The 21,591-nt window shown below is 68.5% G+C and carries 19 protein-coding genes; 8 read left to right on the top strand and 11 right to left on the bottom strand.

What is annotated here, in order from left to right:
* Nucleotides 1-2: 2 nt before the first annotated feature.
* Together VES41_RS22205 and smc are read right to left on the bottom strand one after the other, a co-directional pair.
* Nucleotides 3-1,115: a cell division protein ZipA C-terminal FtsZ-binding domain-containing protein gene (locus VES41_RS22205; RefSeq protein ID WP_324821568.1), complete on the bottom strand. Its 1,113-nt coding sequence runs from the start codon at nt 1,113-1,115 to the stop codon at nt 3-5.
* Between the two features lie 28 nt (nt 1,116-1,143).
* Nucleotides 1,144-4,671 carry a chromosome segregation protein SMC gene (gene smc / locus VES41_RS22210; RefSeq protein ID WP_324821570.1) on the bottom strand — a complete coding sequence of 1,176 codons (3,528 nt, stop codon included), beginning with the start codon at nt 4,669-4,671 and terminating at the stop codon, nt 1,144-1,146.
* Nucleotides 4,672-4,819: 148 nt separating this feature from the next.
* Between smc and VES41_RS22215 the strand changes: the two genes are divergently transcribed.
* Nucleotides 4,820-5,542, top strand: coding sequence for a hypothetical protein (locus VES41_RS22215; RefSeq protein ID WP_324821572.1), 723 nt, complete (start codon nt 4,820-4,822; stop codon nt 5,540-5,542).
* An 833-nt stretch (nt 5,543-6,375) separates the two neighbouring features.
* Nucleotides 6,376-7,068, top strand: a complete 693-nt coding sequence (locus tag VES41_RS22220) for a mobilization protein (RefSeq protein ID WP_324821574.1) — start codon at nt 6,376-6,378, stop codon at nt 7,066-7,068.
* Here the strand turns inward: VES41_RS22220 and VES41_RS22225 are convergent.
* The 6 genes from VES41_RS22225 to VES41_RS22250 form a co-directional block, all read right to left on the bottom strand.
* The gene (locus tag VES41_RS22225) at nt 7,038-7,571 is read right to left on the bottom strand and encodes a disulfide bond formation protein B (RefSeq protein ID WP_324821577.1); all 534 of its coding nucleotides are present in this window, start codon (nt 7,569-7,571) and stop codon (nt 7,038-7,040) included. The genes VES41_RS22220 and VES41_RS22225 overlap by 31 nt on opposite strands.
* Before the next feature lie 11 nt (nt 7,572-7,582).
* On the bottom strand, nt 7,583-8,683 hold the full coding sequence (locus tag VES41_RS22230; RefSeq protein ID WP_324821579.1) for a sulfate ABC transporter ATP-binding protein: 1,101 nt from the start codon (nt 8,681-8,683) through the stop codon (nt 7,583-7,585).
* Nucleotides 8,680-9,615 carry a sulfate ABC transporter permease subunit CysW gene (cysW, locus tag VES41_RS22235; RefSeq protein WP_324821581.1) on the bottom strand — a complete coding sequence of 312 codons (936 nt, stop codon included), beginning with the start codon at nt 9,613-9,615 and terminating at the stop codon, nt 8,680-8,682. The genes VES41_RS22230 and cysW overlap by 4 nt, the downstream gene beginning before the upstream one ends.
* Nucleotides 9,612-10,511: a sulfate ABC transporter permease subunit CysT gene (gene cysT / locus VES41_RS22240; protein ID WP_324821583.1), complete on the bottom strand. Its 900-nt coding sequence runs from the start codon at nt 10,509-10,511 to the stop codon at nt 9,612-9,614. Before cysT ends, cysW begins: the two co-directional genes overlap by 4 nt.
* Before the next feature lie 7 nt (nt 10,512-10,518).
* Nucleotides 10,519-11,529, bottom strand: a complete 1,011-nt coding sequence (locus VES41_RS22245; protein ID WP_324821585.1) for a sulfate ABC transporter substrate-binding protein — start codon at nt 11,527-11,529, stop codon at nt 10,519-10,521.
* A gap of 109 nt (nt 11,530-11,638) precedes the next feature.
* Entirely contained in the window at nt 11,639-12,568 is a 930-nt protein-coding gene (locus VES41_RS22250; RefSeq protein ID WP_324821587.1) for a LysR family transcriptional regulator, read from the bottom strand.
* A gap of 130 nt (nt 12,569-12,698) precedes the next feature.
* Between VES41_RS22250 and VES41_RS22255 the strand changes: the two genes are divergently transcribed.
* Nucleotides 12,699-13,346: an FMN-dependent NADH-azoreductase gene (locus tag VES41_RS22255; RefSeq protein ID WP_324821589.1), complete on the top strand. Its 648-nt coding sequence runs from the start codon at nt 12,699-12,701 to the stop codon at nt 13,344-13,346.
* Nucleotides 13,347-13,397: 51 nt separating this feature from the next.
* On the opposite strand, the gene VES41_RS22260 is transcribed toward VES41_RS22255, so the two are convergent.
* The 3 genes from VES41_RS22260 to VES41_RS22270 all read right to left on the bottom strand — a co-directional run bounded on the left by VES41_RS22260 (nt 13,398) and on the right by VES41_RS22270 (nt 15,305).
* Nucleotides 13,398-13,949, bottom strand: a complete 552-nt coding sequence (locus tag VES41_RS22260) for an NAD(P)H-dependent oxidoreductase (protein WP_324821591.1) — start codon at nt 13,947-13,949, stop codon at nt 13,398-13,400.
* A gap of 54 nt (nt 13,950-14,003) precedes the next feature.
* A complete protein-coding gene (gene epsC, locus VES41_RS22265; RefSeq protein ID WP_324821593.1) occupies nt 14,004-14,921 on the bottom strand; it encodes a serine O-acetyltransferase EpsC in 918 nt (305 codons plus the stop codon).
* 66 nt (nt 14,922-14,987) lie between these two features.
* On the bottom strand, nt 14,988-15,305 hold the full coding sequence (locus VES41_RS22270) for a hypothetical protein (protein ID WP_324821595.1): 318 nt from the start codon (nt 15,303-15,305) through the stop codon (nt 14,988-14,990).
* A gap of 15 nt (nt 15,306-15,320) precedes the next feature.
* Here VES41_RS22270 and VES41_RS22275 point away from each other — a divergent pair, with 15 nt between their 5' ends.
* From VES41_RS22275 to VES41_RS22295, 5 genes are all read left to right on the top strand, one after another.
* The gene (locus VES41_RS22275) at nt 15,321-15,593 is read left to right on the top strand and encodes an oxidative damage protection protein (protein ID WP_324821597.1); all 273 of its coding nucleotides are present in this window, start codon (nt 15,321-15,323) and stop codon (nt 15,591-15,593) included.
* 36 nt (nt 15,594-15,629) lie between these two features.
* Nucleotides 15,630-17,483 carry an FAD-dependent 5-carboxymethylaminomethyl-2-thiouridine(34) oxidoreductase MnmC gene (gene mnmC, locus VES41_RS22280; RefSeq protein WP_324821599.1) on the top strand — a complete coding sequence of 618 codons (1,854 nt, stop codon included), beginning with the start codon at nt 15,630-15,632 and terminating at the stop codon, nt 17,481-17,483.
* Nucleotides 17,480-18,409: a transglutaminase family protein gene (locus VES41_RS22285; RefSeq protein ID WP_324821601.1), complete on the top strand. Its 930-nt coding sequence runs from the start codon at nt 17,480-17,482 to the stop codon at nt 18,407-18,409. The genes mnmC and VES41_RS22285 overlap by 4 nt, the downstream gene beginning before the upstream one ends.
* A gap of 152 nt (nt 18,410-18,561) precedes the next feature.
* A complete protein-coding gene (locus VES41_RS22290; protein WP_324821603.1) occupies nt 18,562-19,542 on the top strand; it encodes a TAXI family TRAP transporter solute-binding subunit in 981 nt (326 codons plus the stop codon).
* Nucleotides 19,539-21,581 carry a TRAP transporter permease gene (locus VES41_RS22295; RefSeq protein ID WP_324821606.1) on the top strand — a complete coding sequence of 681 codons (2,043 nt, stop codon included), beginning with the start codon at nt 19,539-19,541 and terminating at the stop codon, nt 21,579-21,581. Before VES41_RS22290 ends, VES41_RS22295 begins: the two co-directional genes overlap by 4 nt.
* Nucleotides 21,582-21,591 lie beyond the last annotated feature (10 nt).

Consider the following 21,591-nt stretch of genomic DNA (forward strand, 5'->3'; position numbering starts at 1 on the left):
GCTCAGCTGAACAGGCGCCGCGCCAGGGCCGATCCGGCCGCCAGGTCGCGTGAATCGAGCGTGTCGTAGAGCAGTTCCAGGTCGGCGCCGATGATGTCCATGGTCTCTTCGCGCAACAGTTGCCCGTCGCCGTCGGTGACCACGCCATCCATGTCGCGCGCCAGGTCGGCGGCGATCTCGCGCATCCGTCCGAAGGGCTGCTCGCTGCGCGCGACCTGGGGCACGTCCAGGCTCAGCACCAGTTCGCGGATCGCCGACTGCGTGGGGTCATCGGCCAGCGCGGCCTGGGTGTCGAAGGCCAGTCCGAGAATCGGTGGCAGGCCGGGCTCGGCCGTGGGCAGCACCATGCGCCCGGGCAGCAGGCCCGGCACGAAGCCCAGCCGCGCCCCCACCTGCTGCACGTAGCCGGGGCTCCAGGCTGCGTGACGGGCGCGCAGCACGAAGCTCAGCTGTGCGTCATGCGAGCTGGCGAACTGGTCCAGCTCGCGCGCACGGCCGACCTCGTCCAGCATTTCTGGAAAGTCTGGCGTGCCGCCGAGCGCGTCGGCGAAAGCCGAGGCCTTGACGACGAACTCCGAATACTCGATCTCGTTGAGGGCGCCGGTGCGGTTGGCCAGTTGCACGCCTGCCTGGAAGGCGCGATAGCGCTGCCCTGCCGTGGGCGGCTCCCATTGGCCTGACTTCTCGTTGAGGCCCTCGATGGCCACCGGCTTGCTGCCGGCACGGCGCGTGGCCGGCATGGCCGCGATCGCCGCGTCTCCGCTGACGAGGCCGTCGAGCGCGATCGGCGCCATGACGTCGATCAGCGGATCGAGCGCACCGCGGCGTTCGACGCCGCCGACCGATGCGCCGGTTCTTGCCGGAAGCTCGGCATCGAACTGCGGCTCGTGCCGCTCGAGCGCGCGAGGCGGCTCGTGGTCCAGGCCCGGATCGATGCGCAAGGCCGGCCCATCCTCGTCGGCCGCTTCGTTTCCGGGTGGTGACGCCGAGCCGCCCTCGTCGCCCAGGTCGGGCTGGCGCGGCGCGTTGCGGCGCGAATTCCACGTGTTGAAGGCGATGATCGCGGCCAGCACGAGCCCGCCGAGAATGGCCAGGGCGACGGTGAGACTGCTCATGTTGCGTGCGCTGTGTTTCTTCTTTTGGTCAGGCGGCTTCCGTCATGGAAGCGGCTGCTTCCATGTCGACCGCCACGATGCGTGATACGCCCTGCTCCTGCATGGTCACGCCAATCAGTTGCTCGGCCATCTCCATGGCGATCTTGTTGTGGCTGATGAACAGGAACTGGGTCTCGCGGCTCATGGCAGTCACGAGTTTGGCATAGCGTTCGGTGTTCGCGTCGTCCAGCGGGGCATCGACCTCGTCGAGCAGGCAGAACGGCGCGGGATTGAGCTGGAAGATGGCGAACACCAGGGCGATGGCCGTGAGTGCCTTCTCGCCGCCCGACAGCAGGTGGATGGTCTGGTTCTTCTTGCCCGGCGGCTGGGCCATGACCTGCACGCCGGAGTCGAGGATCTCGTCGCCGGTCATCATGAGCTTGGCCGTGCCGCCGCCGAACAACTCGGGGAACATGCGGCTGAAGTGCTCGTTGACCGTCTTGAAGGTGCCGGCGAGCAACTCGCGGGTCTCGCCGTCGATCTTGCGGATTGCGTCCTCGAGCGTCGTGATCGCCTCGTTCAGGTCGGCCGACTGCGCGTCGAGGAACGTCTTGCGTTCGCTCGCACTGGCCAGCTCGTCGAGCGCCGCCAGGTTGACGGCGCCGAGCGCCGCGACCTCGCGGTGCAGACGATCGATTTCCGACTGCAGGCCTTGCAGGCGCACCTTGTCGACCTCGATGGTGGCGGCCACCGCCTCCAGGTCGGCCTGGGCGTCGGCCAGCAACTGGTCGTACTGCTCCAGGCCCAGCCGGGCGGCCTGCTCCTTGAGCTGAAACTCGGTCAGGCGCTGGCGCATCGGTTCGAGGTCACGCTCGAGCTTGAGGCGGCGCTCGTCGCTGGCGCGCAGCTTCATGGTCAGGTCGTCGTACTGGCTGCGCACCGCGCCCAACGCGGTCTCGCGCTCCAGCTTGAGCGACAGGGCGTTCTGCAGGCCGGCCTGGGCGGCGGCGTCGGACAGGCGCTGGAGCTCGGCGCCCGCGCGCTCGTTCTCGTCGGCCAGCGCCGTGGCCTGCTGATCGGCGGTCTGGATCGCCCGCTGCAACTCGGCGCGGCGCGCCTCCAGCGTGCGCTGGGCAAAGGTGGCCTCCTGGGCCTGGCGCTCCAGGCTGCGGTGCTGCTCGCGGCTGGCGCCCAGCTGGCGCTGCGCGTTGATCACGCGCTCGTCCAGCTGCGCATGGCGCTCCTGGGTGTCGGCCAATTGAAGGTCGAGTTCCTCGAAGCGAGCCTCGGCGGTGATGCGGCGCTCCTGCAAGTCTTCGAGCTGCGATTCGACCTCGGCCAGGTCCCCGCTGAGCTGTTCGCTGCGCGCACGCGTCTGCTCGGCCAGCTGGGTCAGGCGCAATGTCTCGACCTGCAGTTCGTGGGCACGCGACTGGGCTTCCTGGGCTTCGCGCCGCACCGTCACCAGCCGCTGCGCGGCGTCCTGGTAGGCAGCTTCGGCGCGCACCAACGCGCTACGGGCCTCGTCGCTGATCAGGGCCTGGGCGCGCAGCTGGCGTTCCAGGTTCTCGATTTCCTGCTGGCGCGCCAGCAGGCCGGCCTGTTCGGAATCCTGCGCATAGAAGTTGACGCCGTGGGCGGACACCGCATGGCCGTTCCTGACGTAGATCACGCCACCGGGCGGCAACTGCCCGCGCTGGGCCAGCGCCTCTTCGAAGGTGCCGGCGGTGAAGCAGCCATGCAGCCAGTCGCCCAGCAATGCCTGCAGGCCGGCGTCGTTCAGGCGCAGCAGGCTGGCCAGGCGCGGCAGCCCGGCATCGCCGCCGGACACGCCCGCGCTGGGCGGGCTGTAGAAGGCCAGCTTGGCCGGCGGCGCGTCCTTGCCATCGGTGCCGAGGAAGCCCCGGACCATGTCGAGGCGGCTGACTTCAAGTGCACCCATGCGCTCGCGCAATGCCGCTTCCAGCGCGTTCTCCCAGCCCTGCTCGATGTGGATGCGGCTCCACAAGCCCTGCAGCCCGTCCAGCCCGTGCCTGGCCAGCCACGGTGCCAGCTTGCCGTCCGTCCTGACCTTCTCCTGCAACGCGCGCAGGGCGTCCAGCCGCGCGGCCAGTTCGGCATGGCGCGCGCCTTCGGTGTTGACTTCGTTCTGCCGCGCGCGCCGGTCCTCGTCCAGCTGCGGGACGGATTCCTGCAACTCGTGCAGGCGGGCGTCGGTCTCGTTGGCGGCCTCCTGGGCGCGCGCCAGTTGCGCCTGCATGTCGCTCAGGCGCGCCTCGTCCGGCGCGGCCAGCGCGCGCTGGTCGGCCTGCAGCTTCTCGGCGCGGGTCTGCAGCTGCCGCGTCTGTTCCTCGATATTGCGCTGGTCGGCCGCCAGCACCTGGATCTGCTGCTGCACCTGCGCGACGGCGCCGCGCTGCGCATTGGCCTCGTCCTGCGCGCGCTGCAGCGACTCTTCCAGCTCGGGCATGCGCGCGTCGTGTTCTTCGAGCTGGGCGGCGAGCAAAGTGGCCTGTTCTTCCGCGTCGACGCCCTGGCCGGCCAGGGTCTCGATCTCGGCCTGGGCCTCTTCCTGGCGCGTTCCCCATTGGGCGATCTGCTCGCGCAGCTGGACCAGGCGCTGCTCCACCCGCTGGCGGCTTTCCACCACGTAGCGGATCTCGCCTTCGAGCCGCCCGACCTCTGCGCTGGCTTCGTACAGCTTGCCCTGTGCCTGGTTGACCTCGTCGCCGGCGGCATAGTGCGCCTGGCGCACGGTCTCGAGCTCGGCCTCGACGTGCCGCAGTTCGGCGGTGCGCTCCTCGAGTTCGTTGACGGCCTTGGACGAGTCGTTCCTGATGCGCTGCTGGTCGCTCTCGGCTTCGGCGCGCTTGAGGTACCAGAGCTGGTGCTGCTTGCGCGTGGCATCGGCCTGCAGCGTGTTGTAGCGGGCGGCAACCTCGGCCTGTTTCTCGAGCTTCTCGAGATTGGCGTTGAGCTCGCGCAGGATGTCCTCGACCCGCGTGAGGTTCTCGCGCGTGTCGGACAGGCGGTTCTCGGTCTCGCGGCGGCGCTCCTTGTACTTGGAGACGCCGGCGGCTTCCTCCAGGAACAGGCGCAGCTCCTCGGGCTTGGACTCGATGATCCGGCTGATGGTGCCTTGGCCGATGATGGCGTAGGCGCGCGGGCCGAGGCCCGTGCCCAGGAACACGTCCTGCACGTCGCGCCGGCGCACCGGCTGGTTGTTGATGTAGTAGCTGCTGTTGCCGTCGCGGGTGAGCACGCGCTTGACCGCGATCTCGGCGAACTGGCTCCATTGGCCGCCGGCGCGGTGGTCGGCGTTGTCGAACACCAGTTCCACGCTGGAGCGGCTGGCCTGCTTGCGGGTGGTGGTGCCGTTGAAGATGACGTCCTGCATGGACTCGCCGCGCAGTTCCGAGGCGCGCGATTCGCCCAGCACCCAGCGCACCGCATCCATGATGTTGGACTTGCCGCAGCCGTTGGGCCCCACCACCCCGACGAGCTGGCCGGGCAGCAGAAAATTGGTCGGTTCCGCGAAGGACTTGAAGCCGGAGAGCTTGATGGAGGTGAGCCGCACGCGCTTAACCTTGCCCGGCCGGGACCGCCCTTGCGGTAGGAATCCCGGCCAAGATATTGATTTGTAAGGAAATTTGTCGCAGGAGAATCTGCGCTCGGAAGCGAAGATGATACCTGCGTCCAACATAAAAATCGCCGAGGGAGACCCCATGTCCGCTGCCTGGAACCTGCCACTCGTCCTGATGCTCGCGCTCGGGCTGGCCGGGTGCGGCGCCACCCGTTCGACGCAGCGTGCCGAGCCCTATGGCAACGGCGAATGGCTGCAGTCCGGCGCCAACCGCATCGCCAACCTGGCGCTGCGCGACAACCTCGAGTCGGTGCGGCGGGTCCAGTTGTCGCTGTACAAGCGCAACCCGCGCGAATGGCGCAAGTGGGCCGCCAGTCGCGACGAAGCCATCTCCCGCGTATGGAGCGACGTCATGCAAGGCGTGCCGATGGCGCAGATCGGCGGCGCCGTCGGCATCGGGGCGATCCGCGCAGCCTTCGATCCGGCCTTCGCGGGCGACCGGGTGGCGGCCCTCGTCGTCGGCTGGGCGACGATGCTCAAGCAGGCCAATGGCGACACGTGGTCGCAGACCATGATCGACGGCGTCGATGCCGAGAATGCATTCCGCGCGGCCCGCAACGTGGAGATCTCGGCGTGGCTTCTGTATGCCCGGCGCGACGAGAAGGCGCAGCCCATGCTCTTGTCGACCGAGGTCAGCGATCAAGGGAGGAACCTGGTCGTGGACCGGGAGCTGTCGAAGATGGTGGCCCGGCTCGATCTGATGGCGGCGCAGGCGGACGAGAAGTATCGGCGGGCGGCGCTCGACTTCAGCCAGAACTTCCTGATGGGGAGCGTGGCGCCGTTTCTCCAGTTGGTGCCGCACTGAGTCTTCTGGGCCGGCTTCGTTTGGTTGCTGGTTCGCTTTGGGCCGGGTTTGCCTTCGGGGCTGGTTTGCTTTGGTGAGGGCCGCCCGGCCTGCGCTGCCCGCCGGCGGCCTTCACTGCGCCGGCCCCTTCGGGGCTTCCCTGCGGTGCTCGCGAAGCCGGCCCGCGCCGTGTAACTCGCTTCGTTCACTGCGTTCACTGCGCTCAGACGGCGAGTCAGAAGTTGAAGCGCGCACACCTGTGCGCGCAGGCCGGCTTCACTGCGCTCCTCGGCGGCACAGAGGCGGCCGCCAACGGACAGCGCAGGCCGGGCGGCGTGGCGTGCAAGCCGTGTGGCCCTCGGTTGCTCGGGAGGGCTGCAGCGATTGGGGCGTGATCGGGTTTGGGCGACGTGACCGGTCTTGCCGGACGGCGGGCGGGTGCCCCGCGGCGACCGAGCCTGGGGCAAGGAGAGCCGTTGCGCGACGCGACGTGTCTTGCGGCGGTGGGCGGCGTGTGTCGGGGGCCGCCTCTGTGTCGCCGAGGAGCGCAGCGTGGCCGGCCTGCGCGCACAGGTGTGCGCGCTTCAACTTCTGACTCACCGTGTCTGTCTGAGCGCAGTGAACGCAGTGAACGCAGCGAGTTACACGGTGCAGGCCGGCCACGCGAGCACCGCAGGGCAGCCCCGAAGGGGCCGACACAGTGAAGGCCCCCGGCACGCGCCGCCCGCCGCCGCAGCAGGGCGCGTCGTCGCCTCGACACCCAAGCCAAACCGAAGCCCCACGCCGACGCCCGCACATCGCCCATAGAATGGCCAGGCCCACCCCCGGGCGCATCCTCGAAGGCGAACATCCACATGGGGTCCCTCAACTTCATCGGCGGTGAGAAAGGCGGCGTCGGCAAGTCGGTCACCGCACGGCTGCTGGCGCAATACTTCATCGACCGCAACAAGCCCTTCGTCGGCTTCGACACCGACCGCTCGCACAGCTCCTTCACCCGCTTCTACGAAGGCTTTGCCTCGCCGGTCGTGGTGGACACTTTCGAAGGGCTGGACGCCGTGGTCAACGGCTTCGAGGACAACCCGGCCCAGAACGTCATCGTCGACCTCGCGGCCCAGACGCTGGCGCCACTGGCGCGCTGGATCAAGGAATCGGACCTGTTCAGCGTTTTCAACGAGCTCGGCGTCCAGGTCAACTTCTGGCACGTGATGGATGACGGCCGTGATTCGACCGACCTCCTCGGCACGCTGGTCGACACCTTCGGCGACAAGCCGAACTACATCCTGGTGCAGAACTACGGCCGCGGCAGCGACTTCGGCATGCTGCTCGGGTCGCAGGCGATGGCCAAGGCGGCGCTCATGCGCGCGCACGTGATCGCCCTGCCCCGCCTCAACGAAGCCAGCATGCGCAAGATCGACGCGCACAACGCCAGCTTCTGGAAAGCGGTCAACGACCGACAGGGCGCCCAGGCGCTGGGGCTGCTCGAGCGCCAGCGCGTCAAGAGCTGGCTGGCGACGGTCTACGCCGCCTTCGACACGCTGCCGCTGTAGCCGGCGGGCGCGCTGCGGCCGCTGAACAGCAGCACCAGCGACAACACCGCGAACAGCGCGAACGCCAGGAAGGACCAGTTGGCGATCGACAGGCCCAGGAAGTTCCAGTCGACCTTGGTGCAATCGCCGCTACCGCGGAAGATCATCGGCACCACGCGCTGCAGCGGGAAGGACTCGATCATTCCGTAGATGTCGCGTCCGCAGCTGGCGAATTCGGGCGGGTACCACTGCAGCCAGCTCTGGCGCGCAGCCGTGAAGGCACCGCCCACGCTCGACACCAGCGCCAGGACACCCCACAGCGCGCGCAGCCCGCGTCCGCCGGTCGCGGCGGCCAGCCCGGCGAAAAGCGCCACCGCCACCAGCGCGTAGCGCTGCACCACGCACATCGGGCACGGCTCGAGCCCCACCACGTGCTGCAGATAAAGGCCAAAGGCCAGCATGGCCAGACAGGCCAGGCTGATCAGGCCGAAAGCACGGCGCGGCGCACCGAAATACCAGTTCATGACATTGCTAATCAAGGCGATACCCAGTCCTCTTCGACGAATACCCGGGCCTTGCGCGGCGTGGCGAGCACCTTGTCGCCCTCCTTCAAGCCCAGGTCGCGGAACTGCTGCGCAGGGATCTGCGCCTCGATGATCGTTCCGCCGCCTGGATTGTCTGGATTCGATTCCAGCGGTTCGAGTTCCAGCCGCGCGATCGGACCCACGACGATGGCACGGTCCAGCGTGGCCGGGATGCCGGTGCCGCCGGCCACCCAGCGGCGCACATCCAGGTCGTGCGGACGGACATAGGCCAGCGCGTGCGCGTCGCGCGCGGCGCCGTGCTCCGGCGACTCCAGGCGCAGCCCGCCCTGCACCTCCACTGAACCTTCATGCGCGCGCCCCTGGAACAGGTTGACGTCGCCCAGGAAGCCGTAGACGAACGGGCTGGCCGGGTGGTCCCAGACCTCCTGCGGCGATCCCACCTGCTCGATGTGGCCGCTGTTCATCAGCACCACGCGGTCGGCCACTTCCAGCGCCTCCTCCTGGTCGTGCGTGACGAAGATGGAAGTGACGTGCAGTTCGTCATGCAGCCGGCGCAGCCAGCGACGCAGCTCCTTGCGCACCTTCGCATCGAGCGCGCCGAACGGCTCGTCGAGCAGCAGCACCTTCGGCTCCACCGCCAATGCGCGCGCCAGGGCGATGCGCTGGCGCTGGCCGCCGGACAGCTGCGACGGATAGCGGTCGGCCAGCCAGTCCAGCTGCACCAGGCCCAGCAGCTCCATCACCTTGGACTTGATCTGTGCATCGCTCGGACGCGTACGGCGCGGGCGCACGCGCAGGCCGAAGGCCACGTTCTCGAACACCGTCATGTGACGGAACAGCGCGTAGTGCTGGAACACGAAGCCGACCTGGCGCTCGCGCACGTGCACGTCGGTGGTGTCTTCGCCGGCAAAGAGGATGCTGCCGACGTCGGCCGACTCCAGCCCGGCGATGATGCGAAGCAGCGTCGTCTTGCCGCAGCCGGACGGACCGAGCAGCGCGACCAGTTCGCCCGAATCGATGTCCAGGCTGACGTCGCGCAGCGCCTGGAAGTTGCCGAACTGCTTGCTGACGTTGCGGATCTCGATGCTCATGATGTCTTTCCTTTTCCCGCGGCGACCGCGGCCGACGCCTGCGGCCGCTCCGGCGGCAGCGCCGCCAGCGCCTTCATCTCGCGCTCGTGGCGCCATTCGATGACGGTCTTGATCACCAGCGTGACCAGCGCCAGCAGGGCCAGCAGCGAGGCCACCGCGAAGGCGCCGACCGCCTGGTATTCGTTGTAGAGCACTTCCACGTGCAGCGGCATGGTGTTGGTCTGGCCGCGGATGTGCCCCGAGACCACCGACACCGCGCCGAATTCGCCCATCGCCCGCGCGTTGCACAGGATGACGCCGTACAACAGGCCCCACTTGATGTTGGGCAGCGTCACGCGCCAGAAGGTCTGCCACCCGGTGGCGCCGAGCACGATGGCGGCCTGCTCCTCGTCGCTGCCCTGCGCCTGCATCAGCGGGATCAGTTCGCGCGCAATGAACGGGAACGTGACGAACACGGTCGCCAGCACGATGCCCGGCACGGCGAAGATGATCTTGATGTCGTGCGCCGCCAGCCACGGGCCGAACCAGCCCTGTGCGCCCAGCACCAGCACGTAGACCAGGCCTGCCACGACCGGCGAGACGGCAAACGGCAGGTCGACCAGCGTCGTCAGGATGGCCTTGCCACGGAATTCGAACTTGGCGATCGCCCAGGCGGCCGCGACGCCGAACACCAGGTTCAACGGCACCGAGATGGCGGCGGTCAGCAGGGTCAGGCGGATCGCCGCCCAGGCATCGGGTTCGCGCAGCGAGTCCAGGTAGGCGTTCAGCCCCTTGCGCAGGGCCTCGGTCGCCACTGCCGCCAGCGGCAGCACCAGGAACAGCGCCATGAACGCCAGCGCCAGGCCGATCAGCACCCAGCGCACGAGCGGCGATTCGGTGGTGCCGGCGCGCGCGCGGCGCTGGCCGGCGCGCAACGTGGTGCCGCCGCTCATGACGAACCTCCGGACCGACGGCGCTGCCAACCCTGCAGGCCGTTGATGACGAGCAGCATCACGAACGAGAACATCAGCATCACCGTGGCCACCGCGGTGGCGCCGGCATAGTCGTATTGCTCGAGCTTGCCGATGATCACCAGGGGCGTGATCTCGGAGACCATGGGCATGTTGCCCGCAATGAAGATCACCGAGCCGTATTCGCCGATGGCGCGGGCGAAAGCCATGGCGAACCCGGTCGTCAACGCCGGCAGGATCGACGGCAGGATGACCCGCCAGAACGTCTGCCAGCGGGTCGCACCGAGAGAGGTAGCGGCTTCTTCGAGTTCCTTCTCGCTGTCCTCGAGCACCGGCTGCACCGTGCGCACGACGAACGGCAGGCCGATGAAGATCAGCGCGATCACCACGCCGGCCGGGGTAAAGGCCAGCTTGATGCCGTGCGGCTCCAGGTACTGGCCGATCCAGCCGTTGCCGGCCAGGATCGCGGTCAGCGAGATACCCGCCACGGCGGTGGGCAGCGCGAACGGCAAGTCGACCAGCGCATCGACGATGCGCTTGCCGGGGAAGTCGTAGCGCACCAGCACCCAGGCCACCAGCAGGCCGGCGAACAGGTTGACCAGCGCCGCCAGGAACGAAGCCCCGAACGTAAGGCGGTACGACGCCAGCACGCGCGGCGCACTCACCGCTGTCCAGAACTGCTCCCAGCTCAGCGAGAAGGTCTTGATGAACAGGGCCGACAGCGGCAGCAGCACGATCAGGCTGAGCCAGAAGACGGTGTAGCCCAGCGTCAGGCCGAAGCCGGGCAGCACCCGGGTGGCGCGGCTGGGCCGGCGTGCGCTGGACACGCGAGAAATCGGCGCTGCCGCAGGCAGCGCCGATGAAGTCGAAGGCGGCATGGGGGGATTATTTACCGCCGGGCGTGTAGAGCTTGTCGAACTGCCCACCGTCGTTGAAGTGCACCTTCTGCGCCTCGCTCAGGCTGCCGAACAGTTCCTGCACGGTGAACAGCTGCACCGGCTTGAACAGGTCGGCGTGCTTCTTGAGCACGGCAGCCGAGCGGGGGCGCAGCGCATGCTTGGCGGCGATTTCCTGCGCCTCGTCCGAGTACAGGTAGTCCAGGTAGGCCTTGGCCAGTTCGGCGGTGCCCTTCTTGTTCACCGTGCGCTCGACCACCGCCACGGGGTTCTCGGCCAGCACGCTGATCGACGGGTAGACCACGTCCACCTTGCCTTCGCCGTATTCACGGTTGATCGACAGCACCTCGGACTCGAAAGTCACCAGCACGTCGCCGATGTTGCGCTGCAGGAAGGCGGTGGTGGCGTCGCGGCCACCGCGAGCGAGCACAGGCACGTTCTTGAACAGCTTGCCGACGAATTCGGCGGCCTGGGCGTCGGTGCCGCCCTTCTTCTTGACGTAGCCCCATGCGGCCAGGTAGGCATAGCGGCCGTTGCCGCCGGTCTTGGGATTGACCACCACGACCTGCACGCCCGGCTTGGTCAGGTCGTCCCAGTCCTTGATTGCCTTGGGGTTGCCCTTTCGCACCATGAACAGCATGGTCGACGTGGTGGGCGCGGCGTTGTCGGGGAAGCGCTTGGCCCAGTCCTTGGCCACGACGCCCTTGTCGGCCAGGAACTCGATGTCGGTCGTGGTGTTCATGGTCACCACGTCCGCGTCCAGGCCGTCGGCCACGGCGCGCGCCTGGGCGCTCGAGCCGGCATGCGACTGGTCGATCTTGACGTCCTTGCCGGTGGCCTGCTTGTAGTGCGCCACGAAGGCGGCGTTGTAGTCCTTGTAGAACTCCCGCGCGACGTCGTACGAGACATTGAGCAAGGTGTTCTGCGCCATTGCCGGAAGCGCGATGGCAGAGGAAGCCAGGGCCAGCACGGCCAGGATTTTTCGGGTTCTGGTGGTCATGGAAAGCCGCTATTTCTTGGGGAAAGCCGGCGATTGTGCTGCCGGCGCCAACAAACTCAAACGAATATCTATTTGTTTGAATATCGCTTTGGACGCATATGGGATGCCGTCATCGGGGCTTCGGGCCAGGATCGTGCGGCTCGTCGGCGTCCAGGTTCTCGGCCAGGAAGTCGATGAATTTTCGCACCGCGGGCACCATGGCCCGGCGCGGCTGGAAGACCGCATGGACGATGCCGGCCACCGGCGCCCACTGGGGCAGCAGCTTCACCAGGCATCCTTCACGCAATTCCGACCGGCACATGTAGTCCGGCAGCACCGCCGCGCCCGTGCCCTGCACCACCGCGAACTTCAACGTCAGCAAGTCGTCGGCCACGTAGCGCGGCGTGTGGTGCAGCACGTGCTCCTCGCCCTGCGGGCCGACCAGCCGAACCTGCGCCCGGCCGTCGCCGGTCGCCGACATGGCCACCGTATCGAGCCGGTCGAGGTCCTGCGGCATGCGCACCGGGCCTTGCCGCGCCAGCAGGTCGGGGCTGGCCACCAGGATGCCGCCGCTGTTGCCGAAGCTGCGCGCGGCAAGCGTCGCACTGTCCTCGATCTGCTGGCGCACGCGCAGTGCGACGTCGATGCCCTCCTCGATCACGTCCACCGGCCGGTTGACGACCATCATCTCCACCCGCACCGCCGGGTAGCGCTCGAGAAACAGCGGCATCAACGGCCCGACGCTGCCTTGCGCCATGGTCACCGGGCAACTGATGCGGATGGTTCCGCGCGGCGCGGTCTGCACCTGCGCCACCGCATCGGCCGCGGCCTGCGCCGCGTCACGCATGGCGATGCAGTGGCGCAGGTAGAGCTCGCCGGCCGGCGTCAATGACAGGCTGCGCGTACTGCGCTGGAGCAGCTGCACCCCCAGTTGGGCTTCCAGCTCGGCCACGCGGCGCGACAGGCGCGACTTCGGGATGCCCAAGGCGCGCCCGGCCGCTGCAAAGCCGCCGCGCTCGGCAACCTCTGCGAAGTAAACCATGTCGTTGAGGTCTTGCATTGCCGCTCCGTCGTCCTGAATTCAGGACAATCTAAGTCAGATTGGCCGACTTATCAAAGAATCACAACAAAAATAGAATTCTCACATGCCGGCTCGTTGCGCCGGCGCCTCAACCGAAAGAGAGCACTCCATGAAGCTTCTGCATGTCGATTCCAGCATCCTGGGCAGCCAATCCACCTCGCGCCAGCTGACCGCCGCCGCCGTGGCCGAATGGAGCGCCAAGCACCCGGGCACGCAGGTGGAATACCTGGACCTGGCCGCGCAAGCGCCGGCGCACTTCGCCGCCGACGCCATGGGTTTTCGCCTTCCGGCCGGCGCACAGCCGACCGAGGCCCAGCAGCGTGAGAACGCGGTCTCCGAAAAACTGGTGAGCCAGTTCCTGGCCGCGGACGTGATCGTGGTGGGCGCGCCGCTCTACAACTTCTCGATTCCCAGCCAGCTGAAGGCATGGATCGATCGCCTCGCGCAGCCCGGACGCACGTTCAAGTACACCGAGAAGGGCCCGCAAGGCCTGGCCACCGGCAAGACGGTGATCGTCGTTTCCACGCGCGGCGGCATCTATTCGACCACCGACGCGGGCCAGGCGGCTGAGCACCAGGAGAGCTACCTGAAAGTGGTGTTCGGCTTCTTCGGCATCACCGACGTGCGCTTCGTGCGCGCGGAAGGCCTGGCCATGGGCGAGCAGCAGAAAGCCAAGGCCCTGGAAGCGGCGACGCAGGACATCAACCTCGCCAGCGCCGAAGCGGCCAACCAGGGTTCGGCCAAGGCCGTGGCCTGACCCTGCCGACTGCCGGCCACGCCCTCGGCGGGCGGGCCGGCCGCCGGGACGTCAGGCGCTGTGCTGCCGGACCCAGGCGACGTATTTCTCGACCCACCCCTTGAGGAACTCGCGGCTGGCCTCGGCCACGTGGCCCTTGTCGTCGAACAGGCCCTCCTTGTTCTGGATGAACGCCTCCGGCTGGCCCATGACCGGCATGTCAAGGTAGGCCAGCACGTTGCGCAGGTGCTGCTGCGCCAGCGCGGTGCCGATGGCGCCGACCGACACCCCGATCACGCCGGCCGGCTTGCCGGCCCACGCACTCTGCCCATACGGCCGCGACGCGTTGTCGATAGCGTTCTTGAGCACGCCCGGGAACGAGCGGTTGTATTCCGGCGTGACGAACAGCACCCCTTGCGCGGCGGCGATCTCGGCCTTCAGGCGGCGCACCGGCTGCGCCTGGTTTCCATCGTCGTCCTGGTTGTACAGCGGCAGGTCGTCGATGCGCACGTGCTCGAAGGTGACGCCCGACGGCGCGAGGTGGGCCAGCGCCAGCGCCAGCTTGCGATTGAACGAATCCTTGCGCAGGCTGCCGACGACGACGGCGATCTTGATCTGGCTCATGAGTAATGGCTCCGGAACGGGTTGAAGGAAAAAACGAAAAGGAACAGGCGGCGCTCAGGTCACGGGGCGGCCGCTCTGCAGGCTGGCCTGGGTCACGCTGGCACCGGGCGGCACGTCGGCAGTGATCCACACATTGCCGCCGATGGTGGCGCCGCGGCCGATCGTCACGCGCCCGAGGATGGTGGCGCCGGCATAGATCACCACGTCGTCCTCGACCACCGGGTGGCGCGGCAGGCCTTTCTGCAGGTTGCCATGTTCGTCCGTGGGAAAGCGCTTGGCGCCCAGCGTAACGGCCTGGTACAGCCGCACGCGCTTGCCGATCACGGCCGTCTCGCCGACGACGACGCCGGTGCCGTGATCCATGAAGAATCCTTCGTCGATCCGGGCGCCGGGGTGCAGGTCGATGCCGGTCTGCGCGTGCGCCTGCTCGGCCACCATGCGTGCCAGCAGCGACAGGCCCTGGCGGTAGAGCTTGTGCGCGATGCGGTGATGAATGAGCGCCACCACGCCCGGATAGCACAGCAGCACCTCGTCGACGCTGCGCGCGGCCGGGTCGCCCTGGAACGCGGCCAGCACGTCGACGTCGAGAATGCGGCGCATGGCCGGCAGCTCGGCGGCGAATTCACGGGTCAGCGCCAGAGCCCGGGCTTCCAGGTCGACACGCCCGGCGCCGGCTTCCGGCGCGTGCCGTGCGTCATGCGCGAGCTCCAGCGCGACCTGCGCGGAAAGTGCCCGCAGCGCCGCGTGCAGCGTGTAGCCCACGTAGAAATCCTCGCTTTCATGGCGCAGCTCAGGCGGCCCCAGGCGCATCGGGAACAAGGCGCCCTTGAGTTGCTCCACGACCGCGGCCATGGCCTCGCGCGACGGCAGCTCTCGGCCGACCGGCTCGCGCGGGCGGCCCTGCGAATCGCGCCAGTCGTTGCGCACGGCACGCAGCGCAGCCACGATTTCGCCCACTTCGAATTGCGACATCCATACCTCCTGGCGCCGGATGGCGCCTGAAGGGGGATGGTAGGCCGGTTTGAAAAGGCGCGCGCGTCAGCCCATGCGGGGCCAGGCTGCAGGCAAGTTCCGCCATCGGCCTGCAGACGCCTGTCGCTGCTCGCCGGCCAGCCCCCAGTCGCGCGACGTCACCGCCAGCACACGCGCCCATTGCAGGGCCATGGGGCCGCGCGGCTCGGCGGCAGGGAAAAGCTTGATAAAGTCGCGTGGATGGCGCATGGCGTGCCTGTGCATGGTTGACGCCGCACATTCTTGATTCGGCAGATGAAAAACGGAACGACGAAGTTCGCACAAGTTCATGGCCGGATCGACTAAGCCAGCGCCGGCCAGAACACCCACCCCAATCAGTTTCAAGAAGGCAGGCATTCCATGGCACGCATGGTTCAATGCATCAAGCTCGGCCGCGAGGCCGAAGGTCTGGACTTTCCGCCCTATCCCGGCGAGCTGGGCAAGCGCATCTGGGAAAACGTGAGCAAGGAGGCCTGGGCCGCCTGGCTCAAGCAGCAGACCATGCTGGTCAACGAGAACCGCCTCAACCTGGCCGACCAGCGCGCCCGCCAATACCTGGCGCGGCAGATGGAACGGCACTTCTTCGGCGAAGGCGCCGACGTGGCCCAGGGCTACGTGCCGCCCAGCGCCTGAGCATCGCCGGCGCCAGCGAGATTGGACGCGGTGCCGGTGGCCGAACCGGTCGAGTGGGACGCCGACGGCGCGCCCCGCAGCGCACGCTTCGGCGACATCTATCACAGCGCCAGCGGCGCGCTCGCACAGGCACGCCATGTGTTCCTGGACGGCTGCGGCCTGCCCGGCGCCTGGGCCGGCCAGGCACGCTGGTGCATCCTGGAAACCGGCTTCGGGCTGGGCCTGAACTTCCTGGCCGCGTGGCGCGCCTGGCAGGACGCGCCGGGGCGCCCACGCGTGCTCCATTTCGTCTCCGCCGAGGCACACCCGGTGGCGGCCGCCGACCTGCGGCGCGCGGCCAGCCGCTACCCGGAACTGGCGCCGCTGGGCGAGGCGTTGGCCGCGCAATGGCATGGCCTGCTGCCCGGTGTGCATCGCCTCGTCTTCGAGCAAGGACGCGTGCTGCTCACCCTGGGCATCGGCGATGCGCATGCCGTGCTGCGCGGCCTGGACCATTTCGAGGCCGACAGCATCTTCCTGGACGGCTTCAACCCGGCCGTCAATCCGGACATGTGGTCGCCCGCACTGCTCAAGGCAGTGGCGCGGTTCGCGCGGCGAGGCACGGCGCTGGCCACCTGGTCCGTCGCCCGCCCGTTGCGCGACGCGCTGCTGCCGCTCGGATTCGCCGCGCGCAAGGTGCCGGGCCTGCCGCCCAAGCGTGACTGCCTGCAAGCGCGGTTCGACCCGCCGTGGACGCCCCGGCGCGCCCCTCCGCTGCCTGAACAGGCGGCCGGGCCGGGCCACTGCGCCGTCGTCGGCGCCGGCCTGGCCGGCGCCGCAGTGGCGGCCAGCCTGGCGCGGCGCGGCTGGCAGGTCAGCGTGCTGGAAGCGGCGCCGCATGTCGCCGCCGGCGCCTCGGGCCTGCCCGTAGGCCTGATGGCACCGCACCTGTCGCCGGACGACGCGCTCATGTCGCGCCTGACCCGCGCGGGCATCCGTGCCACCTGGCGGCAACTCGAGACCTGGCTGCAGGCCGGGCGCGACTGGGCCCCCACCGGGGCGCTGGAACGCCGCGATACGCCGACGCGCATGCCCACGGGCTGGCAGGCCGCCGGCCCGAACGAATCCTGGGCCGCCACGGGTCCGCGGCTGCGTGCCGCCGGCCTGCCGGAGGACACGCCGGCCCTGTGGCACGCGCGTGCCGCATGGGCGCGGCCGGCCCGATTGATCGATGCCTGGCTGGCGCAGCCGGGCGTGCAGCTGCGCACCGGCGCTCGTGTCGCCCGCCTGGTGCGCGATGGCACCCATTGGCAGGCACTCGACCCGACTGGCAATGTGCTCGTGCGCGCCGATCGCGTCGTCATCGCCGCAGGCATCGACAGCCGGATGCTGGCGCCCGCGCTGCCGCTGAACGCGGTGCGCGGCCAGGTGCTGATGGGCCCGCATCCGATCGGCGCGCCGACCGCCGACCCGTTGCCGCCGCATCCGGTGAACGGCGACGGCCACCTCATCACCGGCGTGCCCGAAGGCGAAGGCCGCTTCTGGCTGGCCGGCTCGACCTACGGCCGCGGCGAGGACGCGCGCGACATCCGGGACACCGACACGCAGGCCAACCTCGCGCGCATCGCGGGCTTGCATGCCGGTGCCGGCGCCGTCGCTGCCGCGGCCTTCGCGCGCGGCGACCTGAGCAGCTGGGCCGGGGTGCGCTGCACGAGCCGCGACCGCCGACCGCTGGTCGGCCCGGTGGACCCTTCGGATGCGCAAGGCCCCTGGATCTGCAGCGCACTCGGCTCGCGTGGCCTGAGTTTTGCCGCGTTGTGTGCCGAATTGCTGGCGGCGCGCTGGAGCGGCGAGCCGCTGCCCTTACAGTCGGCGCTGGCGCAGGCGCTCGACACGCGCCGACTGGCATGAGCCAGCGCCCAACCGACGCCACCGCCATGCCCTCCTACGACATCACGCACACCACCACCTACCGCTATCGTGAACCGGTGCGCTTCGGACTGCACCGGGTCATGTTCAGGCCGCGCGATAGCCACGACTTGCGCGTGCTGGCCACCGACCTGCAGGTCAGCCCGGAGGCCAGCATCCGGCTGATCCAGGACCCGCACTCCAATTCGGTCGCGCTGGTCCAGCCGCTGCAGGAAGCGGCCGAGCTGCGCATCGTCTGTTCGTTTCGTATCGAGCAGGTGCCCAACGCGCCGGATGACCTTGCGCTGGACCCGGTCGCCGAGTTCCTGCCGTTCTCCTATTCGGTTCACGAGCATCTCGATCTCGAGCCCTACCTGCGGCCGCATCATGACGACCCCGACGGCAAGCTGATGGCCTGGGCACGCCAGTTCATGACCGGCGACGGCGACAGCGCCTTTCGCACGCGCGACGTGCTCGCCCGCATGAATGCGTTCGTGCGCGAGAACTTCAAGTACGAGGTGCGCAACGAGGAAGGCACGCAGCCGCCGCTGCAGACACTCGAGCGCGGCGGCGGCAGTTGCCGCGACTTCGCGCTGCTCATGATGGAGGCCGCGCGCCGCCTGGGCATTGCGACCCGTTTCGTCTCGGGCTACCTGTACGACGCGGCGCTCGATCCCGGCAACGCGCCCGAGGGCGCCGCGCCAGTCAGCGGCGCTGGCTCCACCCATGCATGGCTGCACGCGTATCTGCCAGGCGCGGGCTGGGTGGCCTTCGACCCCACCAACAACCTCATGGGCGGCGCGCAGCTGATCCGCGTGGGCGTCGCGCGCGACCCGGCCTCGGCGGCGCCGCTCACGGGCAGCTGGTACGGCGAGGGCGATGTGTACCTGGGTATGGACGTCACGGTGGACGTGCGGCGCTGCGACTGATCGGACGTGCGGCGCCGGCTGCAACAGCAGTTGGCTTTGCCGGGGTTGTCACGGATTCGAGACAAAGCCGCAGCGACTAGAGTCAAAGGCTCGCTGGCCGCCATCTCGATGCGGCCCGTTTCCAGCCACCACACAACGACGACGGAGACCGCATGCATTCCGCACCGATTCCCTTTTCGCGCCGACAAGTCCTCCTGGGCGCTCTCGGCGGCCTCGCTACCGTTGGCGTCACGACGCCGGCCCTGGCCCAGCAGAAGTTCATCAACATCCTCACTGGCGGCCAGAGCGGCGTGTACTACCCGATGGGCGTGGCGCTGTCGCAGGTGTTCGACAAGGCCATTCCGGGGTCCAAGGTGACGGTCCAGGCGACCAAGGCGTCGGCAGAGAACCTCAACCTGCTGCAGGCCGGCCGTGGTGAACTGGCCTTCACCCTGGCCGATGCGCTGTCGGACGCCTGGAAAGGCAACAAGGAGGCCGGCTTCAACGCACCCCTGAGCAAACTGCGCGCGGTCGCCGGCATCTACTCGAACTACATCCAGATCGTGGCCAGCGCCGACTCGGGCATCAAGACCCTGGCCGACCTCAAGGGCAAGCGCATTTCGGTGGGCGCGCCCAAGTCGGGCACCGAGCTCAATGCGCGCGCCATCCTCAAGGCCGCGGGCCTGGCGTATGCCGACTTCAGCAAGGTCGAGTACCTGCCGTTCGGCGAATCGGTCGAGCTGATGAAGAACCGCCAGCTCGACGTGACGCTCCAGTCCGCAGGCCTGGGCGTCTCGTCCATCCGGGACCTCGCCACCAGCGTCAAGATCGTGGTGGTGCCGATCTCGCCGGACGTCATTGCCAAGGTTGGCGATGCAGCCTACCAGCCTGCCACGATCCCGGCCAAGACCTACGAAGGCCAGGACGCCGACATGCCCACCTGCGCCATCAAGAACTTCCTGGTCACGCACCAGGGCGTGGCCGACGAAGTGGTCTACGCGATGACCAAGAGCATGTTCGAGCACCTCGATCAGCTCGTGGCCGCGCACAACGCCGCCAAGGGTATCAAGAGAGAAGCTGCCACGACGGGCACCACGGTGCCCTTCCATCCCGGCGCGCAGAAGTACTACCGCGAAGTCGGCCTGATCAAATGACCGCATCTGCCCCGGCGCCCGACGCGGCGCTGCAGGCGCCGGGCGAAGGCGGCCACGGCCCCTTTACCGGGGCGCTGTTCTGGATCGCGGTGGCCTTCTCGGTCTTCCAGGTGGTCACCGCTGCCTTCAGTCCGCTGTCGAGCACGGTGGTGCGCGCCGTGCACGTCGGGTTCCTGCTGCTGCTGACGTTCGTGCTCTATCCGCCGCTGCGGCAGGCCTGGCTCGGGTGGACGGTCGGCATTCTGGCCTTCGCCGCGGGCCTCTATCACTGGGTGTTCGAGGCCGACCTCATCCAGCGCGCCGGCGACCTGACGACCTGGGACATGGCGATCGGCGTGTGGGTGATCGCGCTCGTGTTCGAGGGTGCGCGCCGCATCATGGGCTTCGCGCTGCCGCTGATCTGCGCCGTGTTTCTGGCCTATGGCCTGTTCGGCCAGTACCTGCCCGGCGATCTGGCGCACCGCGGCTACGGCATCGACCAGGTGGTCGGACAGCTGGGCTTCGGGACCGAGGGCATCTACGGCACCCCGACATACGTCTCGTCCTCCTACATCTACCTGTTCATCCTGTTCGGCGCCTTCCTCGAACAGGCCGGGATGATCGCGCTGTTCACCGATTTCGCGCTCGGCCTGTTCGGGCATGCCAAGGGCGGACCGGCCAAGGTGGCAGTGGTGTCGTCGGGCCTGATGGGCACCATCAGCGGCTCGGGCGTGGCCAACGTGGTGACCACCGGGCAATTCACGATTCCCCTGATGAAACGCTTCGGCTACCGCGCCGACTTCGCCGGCGGCGTGGAAGCCACGTCGAGCATGGGCGGGCAGATCATGCCGCCGGTGATGGGCGCGGTGGCCTTCATCATGGCCGAGACCATCGACGTGCCCTACGTGGAGATCTGCAAGGCCGCTGCCATTCCCGCGCTGTTGTACTTCTTCACCGCCTTCATGATGGTGCACCTGGAGGCCGGACGTCGGGGCCTGCTGGGTATGCCCAAGGAGGAATGTCCCAACCCGTGGCAGGCGCTGCGCCTGCGCTGGTACCTCATCCTGCCGCTCGCAGTGCTCGTATGGCTGCTGTTCTCGGGCTATACACCCCTTTTCTCGGGCATGGTCGGGCTGGCGCTGACGGTGGTGCTGATCTTCGGCGCCGCGCTGTCGGCGCGCTTTGGCAACTACCCGTTGCGGGTGCTGTTCTGGGTGCTGATCGGGCTGGCCGCCTCGGCATTCTTCAAGTGGGGCATCGGCGCGATCATCGCCCTGGCGCTGGCCATGGCTGTGGCGCTGGCACTCGTCAAGGGCGGGCGCGCCACGCTGCGCACCGCGCTCGATTCGCTGGCCGACGGCGCCCGCCACGCGCTGCCGGTGGGCATCGCTTGCGCGCTGGTGGGGGTGATCATCGGCATCCTCACATTGACCGGCGCCGCCACGCTGTTCGCAGGCTACATCATCGACATCGGCAAGAACAGCCTGCTGCTGAGCCTGGTGCTGACGATGCTGGTGTGCCTGGTGCTGGGAATGGGCATCCCGACCATCCCCAACTACATCATCACCAGCTCGCTCGCGGCGCCCGCCCTGCTCGAACTGGGCGTTCCGCTGATCGTCTCGCACATGTTCGTCTTCTACTTCGGCATCATGGCCGACCTGACGCCACCGGTGGCGCTGGCAGCGTTCGCCGCCGCGCCGATCGCGCGCGAGTCGGGCCTGAAGATCGGGCTGCAGGCCATGCGCGTGGCGATCGCCGGCTTCATCGTGCCGTACATGGCCGTCTACGCACCGTCGCTCATGCTGCAGGGCGACGGCGGCTGGACGGCTACCGTCTATGTGGTGATCAAGGCCGTCATCGCGATCCTGCTGTGGGGCGGCGCGGCGATCGGCCACTGGATCGGGCCGCTGCGCTGGTGGGAGCGCATCTGGGCGCTTGCGGCCGCCTGCTTCCTGGTCGCCGCGCTGCCGGCCACGGACGAGATCGGCCTCGCCGCCGCCGCCCTGCTGGCCGTGTGGCACCTGTTGCGCCAGCGGCGGCATTCGGCCGCCGCCGCCTGATCGCGGGCCC

This window comes from Variovorax sp. (genome assembly GCF_035634955.1).
Lineage (GTDB): Bacteria > Pseudomonadota > Gammaproteobacteria > Burkholderiales > Burkholderiaceae_C > Variovorax.

Bases quoted from the DNA above. Each gene is read 5' to 3' on its own strand.
- cysT (WP_324821583.1), bottom strand. From the start codon at position 10,511: ATGCCGCCTTCGACTTCATCGGCGCTGCCTGCGGCAGCGCCGATTTCT.
- VES41_RS22215 (WP_324821572.1), top strand. From the start codon at position 4,820: ATGTCCGCTGCCTGGAACCTGCCACTCGTCCTGATGCTCGCGCTCGGG.
- epsC (WP_324821593.1), bottom strand. From the start codon at position 14,921: ATGTCGCAATTCGAAGTGGGCGAAATCGTGGCTGCGCTGCGTGCCGTG.
- VES41_RS22295 (WP_324821606.1), top strand. From the start codon at position 19,539: ATGACCGCATCTGCCCCGGCGCCCGACGCGGCGCTGCAGGCGCCGGGC.
- VES41_RS22245 (WP_324821585.1), bottom strand. From the start codon at position 11,529: ATGACCACCAGAACCCGAAAAATCCTGGCCGTGCTGGCCCTGGCTTCC.
- VES41_RS22285 (WP_324821601.1), top strand. From the start codon at position 17,480: ATGAGCCAGCGCCCAACCGACGCCACCGCCATGCCCTCCTACGACATC.
- VES41_RS22225 (WP_324821577.1), bottom strand. From the start codon at position 7,571: ATGAACTGGTATTTCGGTGCGCCGCGCCGTGCTTTCGGCCTGATCAGC.
- VES41_RS22255 (WP_324821589.1), top strand. From the start codon at position 12,699: ATGAAGCTTCTGCATGTCGATTCCAGCATCCTGGGCAGCCAATCCACC.
- VES41_RS22275 (WP_324821597.1), top strand. From the start codon at position 15,321: ATGGCACGCATGGTTCAATGCATCAAGCTCGGCCGCGAGGCCGAAGGT.
- VES41_RS22260 (WP_324821591.1), bottom strand. From the start codon at position 13,949: ATGAGCCAGATCAAGATCGCCGTCGTCGTCGGCAGCCTGCGCAAGGAT.
- VES41_RS22220 (WP_324821574.1), top strand. From the start codon at position 6,376: ATGGGGTCCCTCAACTTCATCGGCGGTGAGAAAGGCGGCGTCGGCAAG.
- VES41_RS22230 (WP_324821579.1), bottom strand. From the start codon at position 8,683: ATGAGCATCGAGATCCGCAACGTCAGCAAGCAGTTCGGCAACTTCCAG.
- VES41_RS22205 (WP_324821568.1), bottom strand. From the start codon at position 1,115: ATGAGCAGTCTCACCGTCGCCCTGGCCATTCTCGGCGGGCTCGTGCTG.
- VES41_RS22250 (WP_324821587.1), bottom strand. From the start codon at position 12,568: ATGCAAGACCTCAACGACATGGTTTACTTCGCAGAGGTTGCCGAGCGC.
- cysW (WP_324821581.1), bottom strand. From the start codon at position 9,615: ATGAGCGGCGGCACCACGTTGCGCGCCGGCCAGCGCCGCGCGCGCGCC.
- VES41_RS22290 (WP_324821603.1), top strand. From the start codon at position 18,562: ATGCATTCCGCACCGATTCCCTTTTCGCGCCGACAAGTCCTCCTGGGC.